17 protein-coding genes are annotated in these 17905 nt (G+C 64.0%); 5 read left to right on the top strand and 12 right to left on the bottom strand.

The window, feature by feature from the left end:
• Positions 1-164: 164 nt before the first annotated feature.
• From ACFR99_RS11585 to ACFR99_RS11570, 4 genes are all read right to left on the bottom strand, one after another.
• Positions 165-1262, bottom strand: a complete 1098-nt coding sequence (locus ACFR99_RS11585; protein ID WP_390287511.1) for a glycosyltransferase — start codon at positions 1260-1262, stop codon at positions 165-167.
• A complete protein-coding gene (locus tag ACFR99_RS11580; protein WP_390287509.1) occupies positions 1263-2246 on the bottom strand; it encodes a glycosyltransferase family 4 protein in 984 nt (327 codons plus the stop codon).
• A gap of 102 nt (positions 2247-2348) precedes the next feature.
• Positions 2349-3206, bottom strand: a complete 858-nt coding sequence (locus tag ACFR99_RS11575; protein WP_390287507.1) for a hypothetical protein — start codon at positions 3204-3206, stop codon at positions 2349-2351.
• Positions 3207-3331: 125 nt separating this feature from the next.
• Positions 3332-4909: a sulfatase gene (locus tag ACFR99_RS11570; RefSeq protein ID WP_390287505.1), complete on the bottom strand. Its 1578-nt coding sequence runs from the start codon at positions 4907-4909 to the stop codon at positions 3332-3334.
• A 115-nt stretch (positions 4910-5024) separates the two neighbouring features.
• Here ACFR99_RS11570 and ACFR99_RS11565 point away from each other — a divergent pair, with 115 nt between their 5' ends.
• Both ACFR99_RS11565 and ACFR99_RS11560 read left to right on the top strand, forming a co-directional pair.
• The gene (locus ACFR99_RS11565; protein WP_390287503.1) at positions 5025-6044 is read left to right on the top strand and encodes a lysylphosphatidylglycerol synthase transmembrane domain-containing protein; all 1020 of its coding nucleotides are present in this window, start codon (positions 5025-5027) and stop codon (positions 6042-6044) included.
• A 57-nt stretch (positions 6045-6101) separates the two neighbouring features.
• Positions 6102-6581 (top strand): metal-dependent hydrolase, encoded by a 480-nt coding sequence (locus ACFR99_RS11560; protein WP_390287501.1) that lies wholly within the window; start codon positions 6102-6104, stop codon positions 6579-6581.
• A 68-nt stretch (positions 6582-6649) separates the two neighbouring features.
• On the opposite strand, the gene ACFR99_RS11555 is transcribed toward ACFR99_RS11560, so the two are convergent.
• A complete protein-coding gene (locus tag ACFR99_RS11555) occupies positions 6650-7120 on the bottom strand; it encodes a metal-dependent hydrolase (RefSeq protein ID WP_390287499.1) in 471 nt (156 codons plus the stop codon).
• Between the two features lie 147 nt (positions 7121-7267).
• On the opposite strand from ACFR99_RS11555, the gene ACFR99_RS11550 reads away from it, so the two are divergent.
• Positions 7268-7792, top strand: a complete 525-nt coding sequence (locus ACFR99_RS11550) for a DedA family protein (RefSeq protein WP_390287497.1) — start codon at positions 7268-7270, stop codon at positions 7790-7792.
• A gap of 218 nt (positions 7793-8010) precedes the next feature.
• On the opposite strand, the gene ACFR99_RS11545 is transcribed toward ACFR99_RS11550, so the two are convergent.
• From ACFR99_RS11545 to ACFR99_RS11520, 6 genes are all read right to left on the bottom strand, one after another.
• Positions 8011-9420: an arylsulfotransferase family protein gene (locus ACFR99_RS11545; protein WP_390287495.1), complete on the bottom strand. Its 1410-nt coding sequence runs from the start codon at positions 9418-9420 to the stop codon at positions 8011-8013.
• 258 nt (positions 9421-9678) lie between these two features.
• Positions 9679-10554, bottom strand: coding sequence for a universal stress protein (locus ACFR99_RS11540; protein ID WP_390287493.1), 876 nt, complete (start codon positions 10552-10554; stop codon positions 9679-9681).
• Positions 10555-10773: 219 nt separating this feature from the next.
• Complete coding sequence (locus ACFR99_RS11535) at positions 10774-11073, bottom strand: HalOD1 output domain-containing protein (protein WP_390287491.1); 300 nt, start codon at positions 11071-11073, stop codon at positions 10774-10776.
• A gap of 106 nt (positions 11074-11179) precedes the next feature.
• A complete protein-coding gene (locus ACFR99_RS11530) occupies positions 11180-13318 on the bottom strand; it encodes a GAF domain-containing protein (protein WP_390287489.1) in 2139 nt (712 codons plus the stop codon).
• Positions 13319-13367: 49 nt separating this feature from the next.
• The gene (locus ACFR99_RS11525) at positions 13368-14420 is read right to left on the bottom strand and encodes a DNA-methyltransferase (RefSeq protein WP_390287487.1); all 1053 of its coding nucleotides are present in this window, start codon (positions 14418-14420) and stop codon (positions 13368-13370) included.
• Between the two features lie 100 nt (positions 14421-14520).
• Positions 14521-15057 carry a hypothetical protein gene (locus ACFR99_RS11520; RefSeq protein WP_390287485.1) on the bottom strand — a complete coding sequence of 179 codons (537 nt, stop codon included), beginning with the start codon at positions 15055-15057 and terminating at the stop codon, positions 14521-14523.
• 462 nt (positions 15058-15519) lie between these two features.
• On the opposite strand from ACFR99_RS11520, the gene ACFR99_RS11515 reads away from it, so the two are divergent.
• Complete coding sequence (locus tag ACFR99_RS11515) at positions 15520-16164, top strand: hypothetical protein (RefSeq protein ID WP_390287483.1); 645 nt, start codon at positions 15520-15522, stop codon at positions 16162-16164.
• Positions 16165-16206: 42 nt separating this feature from the next.
• On the opposite strand, the gene ACFR99_RS11510 is transcribed toward ACFR99_RS11515, so the two are convergent.
• Entirely contained in the window at positions 16207-16800 is a 594-nt protein-coding gene (locus ACFR99_RS11510; RefSeq protein WP_390287481.1) for an NADPH-dependent FMN reductase, read from the bottom strand.
• Between the two features lie 91 nt (positions 16801-16891).
• Between ACFR99_RS11510 and ACFR99_RS11505 the strand changes: the two genes are divergently transcribed.
• On the top strand, positions 16892-17887 hold the full coding sequence (locus ACFR99_RS11505) for a nucleoside recognition protein (RefSeq protein WP_390287479.1): 996 nt from the start codon (positions 16892-16894) through the stop codon (positions 17885-17887).
• Positions 17888-17905: the final 18 nt, after the last annotated feature.

The raw sequence follows: 17905 nt of genomic DNA, 5'->3' as shown, positions 1-17905 counted from the left end.
GGCGAGTGACGACTCCTGTCACTTCTTCGAGCTCGTCCCGCTACCTGCTGTGTGACCGGTCTGTGGTACGTCGAACGCTATCGGCTGTCGGCCGTCGAAGGCGGGACTCAAGACTCGACGCTGGCTGCGAGAACGCGGTGACGATGTGAGAACGGATCGGCCGGTCAGCTTCGCTCTTCTTCGGAGATGCGCCACCGACTCTCGACGTCGGTGGGGCTTTCGTCCGTCGCGAGCGGGACGGTCTCGTATAGCTGCTCGAGGTGGTCCATCGTGTAATCGACCGCATACCGTTCGACGCCGGCTCTGGTGTCACGGTCAGTCGCCAGACACGTTTCGATGGCCTCGACCATCGACTCGCGGTCGCCGTAGGTGAACCGCTCGCCGTTGTCGGCCCCGATCGTGCGGTCGAACGGCGGGACGTCGGCGGCGGCGACGGGCGTCCCGCAGGCGTTGGCCTCTAGTGTCGAGAGGCCAAGCGTGTCGGCGGTTGAGGCGGTGACGAACGTATCGATCGAGGAGTAGAAGACGGGCAACTCCTCGCGAGGGAGAAAGCCCCGGATGTCGACGTTTTCCGGCGCGTTCTCCTCGAGACACTCGCGATAGGGGCCGTCGCCGACGATGACGAAGTCGTACTCCGGGAGTGCCTCGGCGGCCCGCAGGATCTCGCTGACGTTTTTCTCCATGCTAAGTCGGCCGCTGTAGCCGACCACCGTCCGATCGGGGTACCAGTCCTCGTCCGTCGACTGGAAGAAGTTCATGTCAATGCCCACCGGCAGCTGGACGTGTTCGACGTCGCGGTCGATCCGCTCGGTCGAAGCAGTGACGATGTCGAAGCTCTGGAGGAAGGCGTTCTCGAGGGGAACGTACAGTTTCGAGAGCGTGCTCGCGATCGACTCGAACTTGACGTTCTGGTGGAAGTACTCTTCGAGGGGCGTGTGGTGAGTGTAGATCGACGGCAGATCGTGTTTGCGGGCGTAGTACCGGCCCAACAGGCCGATGGGCATGGGGCCGTGACAGTGGACGACATCGAGATCAGGCAGCGTCGACGGCCGTTTCGTCAGCGGGATCCGGTACCCGGCGTAGAAGGGGTTCGGCATCGAGGTCACCGGAATCTCGCGCTCGCCGGGGTCGTAGTCGCCATCTGGGTAGATGACGTACACCTCGTGTCCTTTCCGCTCCAATTCTTCACGCCAGAGTTTGATCGTATACGTTACGCCATCGATCTCGGGAAAGTAGCTGTCCGTAAAGAACCCGATCTTCATTCAGACCACCTCCTCGTACAACGACTGATACTGGTTCGCGACCGCCTCGAGCGAAAACTCCTCGCTGCGGGCGGCCGCGTTCGATCCGAGTTGCGCTCGAAGTTCCGGATCGCGGAGTCGCTCGAGGGCCGCCTCGAACCCGTCGACGCCCGCTTCTGAGACTTTGAGACAGTCCTTGCCGTCCTCGAGCCACGAGAACGTCTCGATGTCGCGGACGAGAACCGGTTTGCCAGCGGCCATGGCCTCGAGCAACGCGATCCCCTCGTTTTCCTCGTGGGTCGGAAAACAGAAGACGTCACCCGCCGCGTACGCCCCGCGGATGTCGTCGACGTAGCCGGTGAACGTACAGTTATCCGGGGCGTTCTCGATCAGCGCCGTCGTCTCACGGCCCTTCAGGGAGAGATCCAGCGGCCCGAACCAGGCGAAATCCAGGTCCGGCAGCCGGCGTGCCAGTTCGACGAACGTTTTGAGGCCCTTGCGTTTGATGACGTGGCCGACGAGGAAGACGGTCGGTGACTCGAGGTCGTATCGCTCGCGGTACTCGTCCTCGAGCGATTCGAACCCTGCGAGCTTCGACCGGTCGACGCCGTTCGAGACAACCGTCGTCGGCGTCTCCGTGTACGTCTCGATCAGGTCCTGGTTGTACTCGGACGGACAGACGAGCGCGTCGGCCAGCCCGTAGGCCCACTCGAGATACGGCTTGAGCGGCTTCGCGAGGGTGTTCGTGAACCGAAAGCTGTCGCCGAAGTCCTCGGCGGTCACGTGGGTGTTGGCGACGACCGGCACCCCCTTCGATCGCGCCTGCCGTGCGTACCAGACCGAGCGCGGCCCCATGAGGTTACAGTGGAAGACGTCGGCCTCGAGCGTCGGCTCGGTCGTATAGGTCAGGTCCAGCCGATCCAGCATCTTCCGCTGGTGGACGACCGACTCGTGGATGCCGCCGGTGACGTGGGATTCGAGTTCGAAGTAGTGACTGATTTTCATACCGGAGACCCTCTGTGAGTCGGACGGGTTACTGCTGTCGCCGTGTGTTCGTCACGAGACCGTGGTGATCGGTGCGGTTGCCGCTGGTCGAGCGCGGCGGTCTCACTCGACTTCGAGCCACGGCACTTCCATGAGTGCCGGGATGTGCGTCTCGATGTGGTGTTCCCAGACGCCCTCTTCGCCGAAGGCTTCGCCGTGGTCTGCGGTCACGATGACGGTGCCGTCGAGTTCGTCGACGAGGTCGGCGACGGACTCGAGGGCGATCCGCAGGTTCTCCTCGTAGAGGGCCATCGCTGCCTCGCGGGTGCCGTTCGTGACGACCTCGGTGGGATCGAGCTCGAGCCACAGTCCCGCCTTCTGTGCGAGTTCGCTGCCCTCGAGTTTGTCCTCGACTTTCGGCCGGAGCGTATCGCCGAGCGAGGCGAGCGCACCGCCGCTGTCGTCGCTTTCCTCGGCTTCCTCCTGTTTCCGGATCCCCTTCTGGATCTGTTTGAGCTTCTGTCCCTTGCCACGGGCGAGGTAGGGTGCGTGGGGCTGCATGTAGTGCAGCACCGTCCGGTCGGCCTCCTCGACGGCGTCCTGGTTGTTGTAGAACGCCTCCCCGATACTGTCCGGTGGAACCGTGCCGAGGTCGTCGTCCCAGCCGGATTTCCACACGTCGAAGACGTTGCTGATGTGATTCGAGGCCGACCACTCGTAGTCACAACTGGCGCCCCACTTGAGTTCGTTCAGCGGGATCCCGAGGTCGTTGATGAACGGGTTCCCCGAGAAGTACGCGATGTCGTGTTCGTCGGTGAAGGTCCGATAGGCCCACTCCGGCGTCGACGAGCCGACGCTCCAGCGCTTTTCCAGCGTCCCGTCGAGATACTCGTCGTAGACCTCGCTGAACACGTCGTACCGACACGCATCCAGCACGAGACAGTAGTCCCACTCCGACTCGAGGAAGTGCTGGTCGTCCATTCGTTGCGGCTACCTTGCGAGCCGACCTATGTATTCTTGTTGGTTCCCAGAAAGTCACTCAGAACACTATTTTCGCGCCAGCTACACGCTCTCCCGTCGGTCAAGTTCACCGTCGAATCGATGTGCTACTCGAGATAGCCAAGCTCCCGAAGCCGGTCGCGAGTCTCTTCGTCGGCTTCCTCGAGGGCGTCGATGTCGTCGGTATCGGTCTCGGACGGATCGTCCCACGCGCCGCCGACGTTTGCCTCGAACCGGGCGAGTGCGCGTTCGGTCGCGGCGACGACCTCGTCGTCAGCCGGCCCGACGGGCGATTTCTCGTCGGGGTCCTCGTCGAGGCGATAGCCCTCGTCGGGGATCCGGTCCGCACGGACGTACTTCGAATCCGTGCTCCGGGCGGCCCGCAGCCGCGAGTACGCGCGGTGGTCATCGGGGAGCTCGATGCCGGCCTCGCCCGCTTTCTCCTCCAGGTGGTGCAGTTCGATGACCGGCTGGGCGTACTCGACGAACGCGTAGTCGGCCGCGTCGTCGCCCTCGAGAACCGCCCGTTGCCCAGCGTCGAGCTCAGCAGCCTCGTCGAAGGCACGGTACTCGTCGGCGAGCAGCGAGCGCGTCGGATCGCGGGCGACGACTCCGCCGTCGTCGTCCGGCAGGTCCACTGTATCGGGATCGACGTTCAGCGCGTCCAGTACCGTGTGATAGCAGTCGAGCAACTCGACGAGATCGTCGCGGCGGTCGGCCTCGAGATCCGGGTGTTTGATCAGCAGCGGGACGTTGATGAGCTGGTCGTAGAGGGCGAACTCGTGGCCGTAGAGGTCGTGTTCGCCGTGGAGTTCGCCGTGGTCGGCGGCAACGACGACGGTCGTGTCCTCCCACTGGCCGGTCTCGCGCAGCCAGTCGAACAGGCGGCCGAGCTCGGCGTCCATGTGGGCGATCTCGGCGTCGTAGAGCCCGCGGATCGACTCCCACTCCTCGTCGTCGATGTCCCGTGCACCCGAGTTGAACTCCTTCGAGTTCTGGCACACCTCGGAGGGATCGACGCCGGGAGCGAACTCCTCGCGGTACTCCTCGGGCGGATAATAGGGCAGGTGGGCGTCCATCAGGTTGACGAACGCGAACCAGCCGTCGTCGCTCTCGCTATCGTCGATGAAGGACTTCGTGCGGTCGATGACCGACGGCGTCTTCGAGTCGGCACTCTCGCCGCTGGCGAGTTTCGAGTGGGCCATCGCGCCGAGGTGAACGAGCTTCGATGCCAGATCACGGAGGTAGTCGTTGTCGTTGATCGTCTGCCATGCACTCGCGAGCGGCCCCGAGAGGACGTCGCCGGGCAGCACCTCGAAGAAGGAGTCCTGGGCGTCGAACCCGTCGGTGAGGCCGGTGTAGGGGGTGATCCAGGCGTTCGAGGAGTAACACGCCGTGTCGTAGCCGGCCGCCGACAGGACCGACGCGAGCGTCGTATCACCGTCGAGGTACGGACTCCCCTGATCGGCCCCGTGCTGGCTCGGATACAGGCCGGTAAACAGCGAGGCGTGCACCGGCAGCGTCCACGGCGCGGGTGCAATCGCCGATTCGAAGACGGTCGCTTCCTCGGCAAACCGCGAGAGTTCCGGCGTCGTCGCCCGCTCGTACCCGTACGGCTCGAGGCGATCCTTCCGGACCGTATCCAGAACGACGAAGAGGACGTTCGACTGGCGAGTCCTGTCCATTACCGGTTACACTTCTCTCCACGCAAATAAATCGATTGAAGGGACCGACGCGATACGCGCTGATTGCGTCGGTGCCAATCAGATGTTTCAAGTTTGCTGATGGTCCATACCCGCCATGGACGAGCGCAATCGGCGGGCATTCGTTATCGGAATCGCCGGCGCGGTCGCGGCCTTCGCGATCCTCTTTTTCCTCGTTGGTGTCCGTGACGTTCTCGACTCGTTGCTGTCGGCGACGCCCTCCTTGGTCGTCGCGACGTTCGCGCTCGCGCTCGGCTGGCTGGCCGCCTGGAGTCTAATGTTGCGGACCGTGCTGGCCTCGCTCGGCATCGGGATCCCAGTCGGCAAGTCGTTTCTCGTCTATGCGGGAGCCGTCTTCGCGAACAACGTCACTCCGTTCGGGCAGGCCGGCGGCGAGCCGATCGCCGCCTTGCTCATCTCGAAGACCGCCGACGCCCGCTACGAGACCAGCCTCGTCGGAATCGCGACCGTCGACGTCATCAACGTCGTCCCCTCGATCGCGCTGATCCTCGTGGGCGTCGGCTACTACGCGACCACCGCGGCGATCGGCCAGCGCCTCGAGACGGCCGTCGGCTCGGCGATCGTCCTGATCGCGGGCATCGTCCTCGTAATGGCGCTCGTGTGGCGGTACCACCGGACGATCGTCGAGCGACTCCCCGCAATCGTCGCGCCACGACTCGGCCGGCTCGGACTCGAGCGCTTCGACTCCGAGACGCTCGAGGAAGACATCGCCGACCGCCTGGGCCGGTTCTTCGAGAACATCGAACGCGTGGCGACGGACCGGTGGCGACTGGCCGCAATCATCGGTCTGTCGCTGTGTGGCTGGCTCTTTCAGACGGCCGCGCTCACAGTGGCGTTCGCCGCGATTGGGTACGACGTCTCGGCGTACGTCCTGCTCTTTGTCATCCCGCTCGCGAACCTCGCGGGCGCTGCACCGCTGCCGGGTGGGCTCGGCAGTATCGAGGCCGCGTTCGTCACGCTGCTCGTGCCGACGACCGGCATCCCAGCGTCCGCCATCACCGCAGCGGTCCTCATCTTCCGGGGTGCGATCTACTGGATGCCGATTCTGATCGGCGGGCTGTCGGTGTCGGCGTTCGGCGTCCGTGCGGTTCGGTGACCCGCTGCTGGCCGACAGGATCATTGCCGTCCGGCCCCGACGGTCGGCCGATCGATCATGTACCGGGAGGGCCATGCCGGATTCAACGCCTTGCTCTATGCGCCGATTCTCCCCGTCGTGAGCCACGTCTGGTCGCTCGAGCTGGCGCTCGTCGGTGCCCTCATGGCTGTCGGCGTCGCCAACATTCCCGATCTCGACCAGCCGCTGCCGCGGATACGCCATCGCGGGCCGACCCACACCGTCTGGTTTGCCGCCCTCGTCGGACTGATCGCCGGCGTCGGGACCGAGCTGCTCGTCCCCGCGACGCCGGTTGCGTTCGCGTTCGGCGTCGTCGTCGGTACCGGTGGCATTCTCGCTCACCTCGCTGGTGATGTCGTGACGCCGATGGGGATCAGCCCGTTCGCACCCCTCTGGCGGTACCACGTCACGCTCGAGTGGTTCAAATCCAAGAACAGCCGTATCAATCGGGCGTTTTTGCTCGTCGGCTCGAGTGCCCTGTTCGCGTCACTGGGTCTTACGGTGTGGCTGTCTATCTAACCTCACTAGCTGGCTGATCGACGCTGGGCTGCCGTTCCCCGCCGTCTCGGGCACTCCCTGTTGGGCCCTTACCGACCTGATGGCTCCGTGGCTGCGCTCCGTGCGAGGAGGGCGATCGATGCAGCCCAGAGCAGCACCGTCGCGGTCGGGCTATGGACTGCCAGTCCGGGGCTCCAACTCGTCCGAAGCGGGAACAGCGGATCGATCCCCTTTGGCGAGAGCGAATCGACCGCGAGATGCGACCCGAGCGCCAGCCCGACGGCGAGCGCGACCCGTCGACCGGCCGTGAGGCTCCGCCGACGGCCGACCGCATAGCTGCCGACGACGAGCGCCAGCGCGAACAGAGGTGTGTGGGTGAGACCACGGTGAACGAGCGGCCAACCCCACGTCGCAGGAAAGAGAAAGTCGGCGTCAGGGACGAGTCCGAACACGAACCCGAGTCGCGGGTCAGCGTCGGTGAGTCCAGCAACGAGGGCATAGCCGACGACGCCGTGGGTCGCGAGCGCGCCCGTAAGAAACAGTATTCGTCCAGTCTCCATTGGGGACAGCTTTGGACGGTGTCTCCACATAGCTTATGTTCTTCGGCCGCGGGAGCGATGGATGTCGAACCCGACGGCGTCCGATCGTGATCGGGTCACCGAAACGAACCAACAATGCTTACATTCGGGACGAACTACTCACGGGTTATGTATCCGTTGCAACTCGAGGGGACGCCGCCCTGGCTCGAGTCGATGCTGACGTCGGAGCTCGCGCTTGCAGTATTCTTCGGGATCTGCGTCCTCGAGGGTGCGATGTTGTTGCGGTTTATGCCGAGCGAACTCGTCGTCCCGGCTGCCCTGGCGCTGATCGGCTCGTCGATGCCGAAAGTGGTGACGATCATCGCTCTCGCGGTCATCGGGACGACGGTCGGTCAGTTCGGCCTGTTTTGTCTCGTCCGCCGGGCTGGCCGGGAGTACGTCCTCCAAAAGCGCTGGTTTCCGGTCACCGAGTCGCGACTCGAGCGGTTCGACGGCTGGTTCGATCGGTGGGGTGCGGTGGCCGTCGCCGTGAGCAACACGATGTTGTTCGTCCGCGGGCTGTTGACCGTCCCGGCGGGGCTGTCAGAGATGGACGGCCGCGCGTTCGTCGCGCTGTCGGCGATCGGCTCGCTCTCCTTTCAGTCGATTCTCGCGGCGCTGTACCTTCTTGGCGGGCACCTGCTGGCGTTGTAGCGCCCGTCTTCGAACCGGGATATCCGGGCAGCTGCTGGGATGCCACCGCAGACTCGCGATCAATGACTTCACACACACGGTTCTACGGGTACTGGACCGAGTTACCGGTGCAACCGCGACCGGCCTGCGGTCGCGTCGGCAATGACTGCAGGGTTCGTATAGTTACTCCGAGATCAGTGAGCGAAAATATGGGAGACTACTGAACCGTGTCAATCCGGTTAGTTACTTCCCTTTCGGTAGACCGGCAGCCGGAACCGGACGCCGGCGTCGTGGAGTTGCCACCTGATCTCGAGGCCAGCCCACGCGAGCCCCGACAGCAGTGCAACGCCGATCGCGGCGAACTCGGTCGACCCCATCCAGACCGGACTCACGAACAGCAAGGCGTTGTAGATCCGATGTGGGAGGATCGACTCGATGAGGTCGCCGAGGAACGCGAGGGGACTGAACCCGAAGCCGCCTCCGCCACCGCCGCCGCTGCTGGTCTCGGCTGCGGTTCGGTTCTCGAGGCCGAGCTCCTGGGCGCTCTGCCCGCCCTCGCTTTCGTCGCCGGTCTCGAGGCGTTCGGCTTCGTAGGGAAGCGACGAGCCGACCTCCCAGACGATATCGCCGGACTCGTTGACCTCGATGACGCGGTTGCCGTGGGTGTCACTGATCAGCGTGTTGCCGTTCGGGAGCCGATCGGCGTCCCGTGGCCACTGGATCTGATCGTCTTCCCACTGCCAGGTCTGGTTCCACTCGCCGTCTTCACGCTGGAACTCCTTGATCTGGGCGTTTTCGGAGTCAGCAACGACGATCGCTGGCCCGCCCTGACTCTCGGGGATGTAGTCGGGGTTGTGCTGCTCGTGGAGGACGTCGTACTCGTTTTCCGAGCCGAGCGTCCAGTCCTCGAGTAGCCCTTCTTCTTGATCGAGGAAGACGACCTGATCCTGATTGCGCAGACTAACCATGATCCGGCCTTCCATCTGCCCGTCTTCGATGTACTCGACGTCGTTGATGTGGGCCCAGTCGCTGGGGTACGAGCCGCCCCCCTCAACGGGGAAGTCGCTTTGGGCGTCCCAGAGCCAATCGACGACTTCAGTCTCGGTATTGACGATAAACACCTGATCCGCGACGATATCGGCGACGACGACGTGGGTCTCGTTGATGCGGTCGACGTCGTGCCACTCGCCGGCGTTCTCCTTGTAGTCGTAGCGCTCGTAGAGCACCTCGACCTCGCCGGTCTCGAGGTCGGCGCGCTCGATGACGTTGCGGGCACACGGCGGCTCGCCACAGTTGTCCCCTTCGGTGTGGATCGTATCCGTTGCGGCGTACTCGACCGTTAACGGATCACCTTCGACGGGGTCGACGTCGAAATATTTCGTCCGCGAGTTGTTGTAGTAGAGGACCTCTCCGTTGGGCTGGTAGGCGGTAATCGTCCCGGCACGACCCGACTCGGTGACGACCGTGTGGTTCTCGGTCGGTGGTGCGTTCGGAACGTCTTCTTTCGAGGCCGTCGAGACGCCGTCTCCTGCCGCGCTAGCGACGACAGCGGCAGACAGCAAGATTAGAACGACGAACGTGGCCCGGAGCCGGTTTCTCGTTATTTCCGACCGGACTCGCTCGAACGACGGAAGCGATTGTTCGGTCACGGTATTCTCACCATTCCGTTTCGGCATGCCGTTTGGGGACGCATTGCTCTTTGTTTCCTGATCGAGATATTAGTACGTTGTTGAACGTCATCACGATGCTCATACGGTCTGCTGTCATTGGTTGCCGGCGCTCCCGCATGACAGATTTCGGGTGCGCCGGCACCCACTGACAGGAGTCCGTCTCACTGTATGAAATCCCCCCTCGGCAGCGAGAGACGACTCGAAGCCCCGTTCAGACGATGATGAGGTTCGATAGCACTACTCCTGCTCGTCCGCTCGCGTGGCGAGGACGGGGACCGATGACGTGCGAATCACCCGCTCGGTGAAACTCCCGAGCAGGTGCCGATCGAGACCGGTGTGGCCGTGTGTGCCCATCACGACGAGGTCGATTCCTTCACCGTCGGCGTAGGCCGTGACTTCCCGCGGCATCGAGCCGGTCACGATAGAGGTCGTGACGTCGTCGACGCCTACTCGTGTCGCGATCGCCGCTGCATCGTCGAGAATCGCCTGGATGTTCTCCTCGAGTTGCTCGGAGAGGGGTGCCGATCCGGTGTCGCCTACTTCCGGGATCTCGTCGACGATCGACAGCAAGTGAAGCGTCGCACCGGTGCGGTTGGCGACCGTCGATGCCAGTGTCACCGCCGCCGTCGCGTGGTCGCTTCCGTCGGTCGGAACGAGTACGTCGCCGTAGGGATACCGTGGTGTCACGTCGTCGGCCGCTCGAACCGTCAGCACCGGCACTGGACTTCGGTTCACGACGTGATCCGTGACGCTTCCGAGGACGTATTCCCCCAGACCGCGCCGCCCGTGGGCTCCCATCGCGACGAACTCGAACGTGTCGGCGCTGGCGTAGTCGACGATTGTCGGCCGGGGATCGCCTTGGACGACGTCCGTGACGACGGAGACACCGCGTTCCTCCGCGAGAGTTGCGGCCTCGGAGACGATTTGTTCACCTTCTTGCTCGAGGGTGTCGACGACTTCGGTGCCGAGCCGGGTGAGACTCGGTTCGTTCGTGTCCGCGACGTAGAGCAAGTAGACGGTCGCGTCCCGCTCGCTGGCGATGTCGAGCGTGTGCTCGAGGGCAGCGGTCGCGGACTCACTCCCGTCGGTCGGCACGAGAATGCGAGGTGGCATATCCGTCCGTTCGAGGCCGATCCGTTTATATGCTCCCTGACAGCACCCCGTCAGTGCTGACCGCGCCCACGGCTCGACGCAGTCGACGACGGGTCGCGTGCGATCGATCGGAGAGCGTGTTGGCCGACAGTCTCGGCTGGAGAGCGACGTGTCGACGGGTTACGCTCGGCTCGCGGGCAGAAAATCGAAGGAAGCGAGCCGACAGTCGGCCTCGAGCCGTTAGCTGTCTTTGATGCGGATCTCGCCGTCGCCCGTGACGGTCACCCGACACTCGCTGTACTCGAAGGTCACTGAGCCGGTAGACCGGAGACCGTTTGCGCGCGGTTCGAACAGCCGCTCGAGCGCGTCGGCGTTGATCGAGTAGTGAATGGGTTCGAGCTCGGTGACGTCTTCGTTCAGGAATATTGCAACGGCGTCCGCGATGGCGACGCTGAGCGGTTCGTCGCCGAGTCGATCGTAGTGTGTAGAATAGTGATCCCCAATCTCGGTCGCCGGTGATGGTGAACTCATCTTGCTCATGGCTTGTACGTACCCCCAGTACGGTGGGAAGTCGGTTTCTGATTCAAGAGTTGTTGTAAAGAACCTACTCGTTAACTGTGTAAGGGCCGCCACAGCAGATGGTTAATCAGTTAACCCCCGAATCGGTCGTCCCCTCGAACAACCCGGCGAAGAGTTTCCGTTCGACGGCTCGAACGTGCTTGTGAAAGGCAGGGGAGGAGATCTCCAGCGTAGTCGCGATCTCTTCGCCGTTTGCCCGACGGGGCCACTCGAAAAAACCGCCGTGATAGGCCGTCTCGACGACCTCTCGCTGTCGATCGGTGAGCGTCTCGAGCAAGGTACTGCGTGCACGGGTGGCGACCGTCCGGCGACTCCCCGTCGATACCGACCGACGTGCGATCATCGACACGTCGGGGCCACTCCGGCTGATTCCGGCGACGATGTCGCGAATGCCGCTCGCGTTCGGGACGCCGATGCGTGCACGTCCTCCCGACGCGTCGGCCACGAACTCGCGTAACTGTGCCCCGTGGGAGTCGGTAATCACCTCCAGTGATGGCTCGTCCACCCGGAGCCGCAGCACCGTCTCGTCTTCGTGTTCGGCGATCGTGCCGAGCTCGCTGACGCCCTCGATCGTCGTGCGAGCCTCACCCTCGAGCGACTCGTCGATCGGTCCGTCGATGGCCGCGAACACGACGTGGCCCTCGTCGTGAGCCGTCGCACCCGCATACCTCACATGTGCGTCGAAGAACGCAGCCAGCCGGCACAGCGTCGCGTCCGCCGCGACCTCGAGTTCTACTTCGGTGTGGTCTCCGTCGACCAGCGTGCGCTTCCGATTGACGGCGTCGATCGCGTACGCGATCGTCCCGCCGAGGTCCGCGAGCATCGACCGAAACGGCTCGCTGAACGCGTCCCGCTGGGTCCCATAGAGTGACAGGACGCCGTAGAGAAACCCGTCGTAAACCAGCGGGATCGCGTACACACACTGGACGTTTCGCGAGAGGGCTTCACTGCGCCACGCCCCGTCGTGGACCGAGTCTGCGACGTTCTCGACGTAGACCGGTGCTCGCGTTTGAGCCGCTCGCCCCGCGGGTTCGGCTGTCGATTCGTCGACCGTCGGGACCGTGACCGCGTCGAGGTAGCCGCGTTCGTGTCCGGCGTGCGATCGCGGCGTGAGGCTGTTCCCGTCTGCGTCCGGTTCGCCGGCCCAGACCAGCGAACACGCCCCGCAGTCAGCGAGACGCGCCGACACGCTGCGTTCGATCTCCGTCCGGGAGTCAGCCATCAGGAGGGCCTGTTCGACCTCCTGGCGCATCTCGAGCGCAGCGTCGAGCAGCTCGAGTCGACGAGCGTGCTGCTCGAGCTCGTGTTCGCAGTCGTGCAGTCGCTGTCCCTGTCCGATGCGATCGAGCGCGGCTTTCGTCGTCGTCGCGAACAGTTCTGCGAGTGCGATGAGTTCGTCGCTGAAGCCGGCGGGATCGCTCGAGACCGCGACGAACACGCCGTGTTCACCCAGTGAAACGGCGAGTTCGCTGTGTGGGACGGCCGCATCGGGAACTGCTGGCGACGTTTGAACGTCGTCGAAGACCGACGGGGTGCCAGTGACGAACGTCTCCCAGATGCTACTGTCGGTTGACTGGAGCGACGCCGGGGCACCACTTGTCGACTCGAAGTCCGATGAGTGTACTACCGGACGGAGTTCGTTGGCCTGCTCGTCGAATCGATAGACGATGGCGTCGAGAGCAAGCACGTCGGCCGCGACGTCGACGAGGGATTCGCAGGCGGCCGGTTCCGAATCGGCCGACAGCAGGCGACTGGTCGCGTCGCGAAGCGTGTCGAGTTCCGTCTGATACCGGACACGGTCGGATAGTGCTCGCTCGTTCTCGATTTTCGCACGCTCGTCCTCGATCCCCTTGAGCGTTCGCCGGAGCCGATACGCGAGCAGCCGCGGCTCCTGGATGGATCGTGTCGCGACGATTTCGGCTGCACCCGCTGCCCGTACGGCGTCGATCGACTCGTCAGTCGTCGAATCGAGCGCGTAGACCACCGGACACGTCCCGCCGACGGCCGCGAGTACGGCACGTTCGTCCGTCAACACACACGCTGCTGTCTCGAGTCGGTCGTTCGTGAGTTCGGACGGGACCGAGACGACGTCCGCGACTGTCACTGCTTCGTCCGCGAGCGCTGTCGTCGCCGTCCGGATCCACTCGGACGTCCCGACGAGAACGCACTCGGGCGTCGTCTCGGCATCCTCGAGACTGTGAACCATACCACTGGTGGGCGCGGCGACGGTAAAAAGGTCGTGTCGATTCCCACTCTCATTCGGGTGTGAGCGTGCCGTGTTCGACCCAATAGCCGTCGTCACGGGCCTCGATCGCCCGTACGTCACGCAGTTTGATCCCCTGTTCCATCTTGGTGATGACCGGCGTGTCGTAGTAGTCGGCCTCGTACTCGAATCCCTTGCCTTCCTGGCGGCGACGATCGACGAACTCCCGGTGGCGCTCGAGGCGTGCGCGGCCGACCGACCGTGAGAGCGCCGGCACCTCGTCGATGCTCTCGTCGAACACCTCGAGAAACGCCTCCTCGAGTTCGACCCCGATCGAGTTTCGGCCGGCACACATCGCTGCGAGCGTGGTCGTCCCAGTGCCCCAGAAGGGGTCGAGGACGGTGTCGCCGTAGGCTGAGTACATACAGATCAACCGGTAGGGGATCTCGAGGGGGTAGGCTGCCGACCGCTCCCGGAGTTCGTCGTCGACCGCCTCGAGCGACTGCAACTCGCCGGTCACGTCGGTCCAGACGTCCGAGAACCAGCGGTTGCGTTCCTCCCAGAAGTAGGCTGCCTCGTAGCGCCGGTCGGCACCCGGCTCGAACTCGCGGCGCGTTCCCCCTTTTCGAAAGATCAGCACGTACTCGTGCTCGAGGGTGACGTAGGCGTTCGGCGGGATCATCCCGCTCCCCATGAACTTGGCCGCGCTGTTGGCCGGTTTGCGCCAGAGCACGTCCGGCAGCGGGTCGAATCCTCGTTCTTCGAACGCCGCGAGCACGCGGGCGTGGTTGGGGTAGACCCGAAAACTGCCGTCGACCGATCGGGTCGCGTCGCCGACGTTGATACAGGCGATCCCGCCGTCGACCAGCACTCGCTCGAGTTCGTCCCAGACGGCTGCGAGTTGAGCGTGCATCGCCTCAAAGGCGGCGTGGCCGTCACCGGCGTCGAGTGCATCGCCGATCGCGGGATCGAGCTCCGTAAAGAGGTCGTCCCACATCTCGATCATCGGATACGGCGGCGACGTCACGACGAGTTCGACCGACTCGTCGGCCACGTCCGAGAGCGCGCGTGAGTCACCGACGACGACGCGGTGAGTGGTCTCCATTGGCTTGCACTGTCGGCGTCTCTCCCTTAGCTTCTTCGTCAGACGCCGCACAGCACAGAAAATACGATGATCGGTCGCCCCCGTTCGAGCTGGTTGTCTGTTACTCTTCGTCGCTCTCGTCCATCTCTTCGGCCTCGAGCTCGGCTTCTTCGTCCGTCTCGGTTTCGCCCTCGATGTCGGTCGCCGGCTCGAACTCCTCGATCGGTTCCCACTCCTCTTCCTCGTCCGATTTGAGTCGCCGGCGGAGAATCGCGGCCCCCGCGAGCACGCCCACTGCGAGCAGCAGTCGCGACAGCCGCGAGGGTGCGTCGGATTCAGTGTCGTCCGTCATCGCTTCCGTCGTCTCCTCGGTTTCCTCGGTCGTCGATCGGACGTCCTCGATGATCTCTGGCTCCTCAATGTCCTCGAGCGGCGTCTCCTCGAGCGTCGGTGACTGCTGGCCGAGGAGAAACCCAACGGCCGCACCGAGGCCGAACAGTATCCCTGCAAGCGGGAGTCGCCCGCCTGAGCGAGCCCCCTCCGATTCCTCGACGGCCTCGAGAATCGTCTCGCGCATCGGTGTCTCCATGCCTCTCGTAACCGCTTCTTTGACGATGAACTCGGACAGCGTGTCGTCCTGTTGTTCCGTCTCGGGCATAATCCGCTCCGACCACACCCCTATATATAGTTCTATCCCTCGTTTCTCTCGGTCGGCCGTGTTCGTCGTATCGTATGCATGAACTACTCACGAAACCGGACGGTATAACTACTTGTTAACTGGCGGGCGGGTCGATCGTGCGCGAACAAACGGGCCGATCGTCGTCGAACGGCGTCTCGATCACCGTTCAAAAACGCCCTCGAGAGCCGTTCTGTGGCCTGGACGGCTGATCGCGCTCGAGACACGGGCTGTGTTCTCGTACGGCATAGCACGTGCGCGGGAAGAAACAGCGCATTTACGGAAGCTAACGGATCAGACACGCGTTGCCGTCGGTCGTTTGGTCGTATCAGATCGGTAAACACCGTTCTTCCGGCCATATAAGGCTGCATCGGCACGACGAGCGCGCGCCATCTCCGTGGAATGACTTCCATAACGAAAGGGTTCCCTGAGAGGGATGCACACATGAGTGTCCTCCGCCAGCCCGAGGTACTCGGCCGAACGGCGCGACGGCGCGTCGTCGGCGTTACTGCCGCGCTCTCTGCGGCGGCCGTCGAAACCGTCGCGGTCGGGTGCTGGTTCAGCCTCGTCATCGGTCCGCGGACGACAGCGACCGCGCTCGCAGGACTTGGGGTACTTTTCTGTGGCTCGCTGCTCAGAATGGGGATCTTCGGGGCGACGGTCAGCGACCTCGGTGATCTCCTGGAGCCGCGGCGACTCGGCGTGACGGTCGTCCTCACGTCCGGCTGGATCGTCTGGCTGCTCGTGGCCGAACTGATCGGCGATCCCCTCGGTGTTGCCGTCGCGACCCTCGTGTTCGCCGGGGTTCTCACCGGCCAGTTCGTCCTCGAGCGCCGTACCTTCAGACAGCCGGCGACCGATGGCTGGCCGGTCACACTGGCTATTTCGGGGCTGTTGCTGGCCGTCGGCGCGTCGACGCTGCTCGCGACCGCCTGGTTTACTGACTGGGCGATCGCCTCGTCGCCGCTTGCCGTCGGTTCGACGACGGTCGTGCTTCGGCTCGATGCCGTTCATCTGGGCGTGCTGGCGTTCGGCCTCTTCGCGTTCCTCGCTCACCAGCACCGCTTTCAGCGGCTTCTTGGTACTTGATTTTGATGTGAGATCGCCGATCCACCACACCCTCTACCAGTCTCACTTCCCCTGTGCACCCACGTTCTGGTCGCTCTCGAAGGAACCCGGGTCCGGCTCGATCGTCGCATACTGGACCGCCCGCCTGCCCAGCGTCGTTACCCGCGTCTCGAGTTTCGGATCGGCGAATTCGCCGTCATCGATGGCGGCGCTCGCGTTCGGGATCGCCGCCTCGTGGGGAATGACCCACGCGTTCAGCGCGCGACAGACCGACCGCATATGCTCGAGCGCCGTCACGGGGAAGGCCCCGCCGGAGACGGCGAGCAAGCCGACGGTCTTGTCCTCGAACTCGTCGAACCCACAGTAGTCGAGCGCGGTCTTCAGCGGTGAGGAAAACGACCCGTGATACATCGGCGATCCGAGCAGGATCGTGTCGGCCGCGCGGACGCGAGCCGCCAGCTCGGCTGCATCGCCCGCATCCTCTCGGTCGCGATCCGCGTCGAAGATCGGCAACTCGTACTCGCGGAGGTCGAGCAGTTCTGTGGTGGCTCCAGCTCGTTCGGCGGCTGAGAGCGCCTGCTCGAGCGCGATTCGGGTGTAACTTCCATCGCGAAGACTGCCACAGAGTGCAGCCACGCGGACATCGCTATCGCTCATAGCTGTCTTGACGACTGGTTTGAAGGAAAAGGTACCTGCTGGGCGTGCTCGATCCGATGGCCCTTTCCCCTCGAAATTCGAACCGGTTGTCGTGGAGTCGCTGCTCACCGTCTTGCTCGAGGAGGCGCTGCCGCGCGTGGTGACGATCACGCTCCTAATCGGGGTGGGTGTCGGCCTGGCCAACCTCGCAGTGGAGTACGGCGTGGTCGAACTCGTCGCCCGCGTGGGCCGGTATCTGACGGAGCCAGCGAACCTTCCCCCGGAAGTCGGCACTGCCGTTCTCACCAACGCGGTCTCGGTGACCGCTGGCTATGGGATGCTCGCGGAGTTTCGCGAGGAGGGCTTGCTCGACGATCGAGCCACGCTGATTGCCATCATCATCAACACCTTCTTCGGCTTCATCCAGCACATTTTCACCTACTATGGGCCCGTTCTCATCCCGATTCTCGGACTGCAGGTCGGGCTCATGTACGTGGGTGCCCGCGCCGGTATCTCGCTTGCCATCACGCTCGTCGGCTTGCTTGCCGGTGCCCTCTTCCTGCGGGGGGCCGACTACGACGGCGCCGCAATCGAACCCGACACGCCCGACGAGGACGACGAGCCACAGACGAACCGCGAGAAGCTCTCCGCTGCCGCCCTGAGTACTTACGAGCGCCTGCGTTCGATCGTTCCCCGACTCGCGATCGTCTACTCGCTGGTCTTTGTCGCCCTCGAGTACTCGGACCAAATCCTCGCCGCGTTCGCGTCGGCCGGGCTCGACGATCCAGGTGTGGTGCTCGAGCCGATCGCTGGCCTGTTGGGGCTGCCAGGGGCCGCGGTGCCGGTCATCCTCGTCTCGCTGGTCGATCCGACGACCGGCGCGATCACCGTCGCACCCATGATCGGTGACGTATTGACGCCCGAGGAGGCGGTGATTACGCTGCTGGTCGGCAGCCTCGTCTCGCTGACGATCGGGACGGTCAAGCGCTCGATCCCGTTTCAGTTCGGCATCTGGGGAGCGTCGTTCGGCACGAAAGTGATCGTCGTCAACGTCTGTCTGAAAGCGGCGTTCATCCTCGTCGCGATCGGCGTTTTCTTCGTCGCCTGATACGGTCTGCTGTCACTG

The organism is Haloarchaeobius amylolyticus (assembly GCF_042678045.1).
Classification (GTDB): domain Archaea; phylum Halobacteriota; class Halobacteria; order Halobacteriales; family Natrialbaceae; genus Natrinema; species Natrinema amylolyticus_A.
This window is presented reverse-complemented; position numbering and strand designations above follow the sequence as displayed.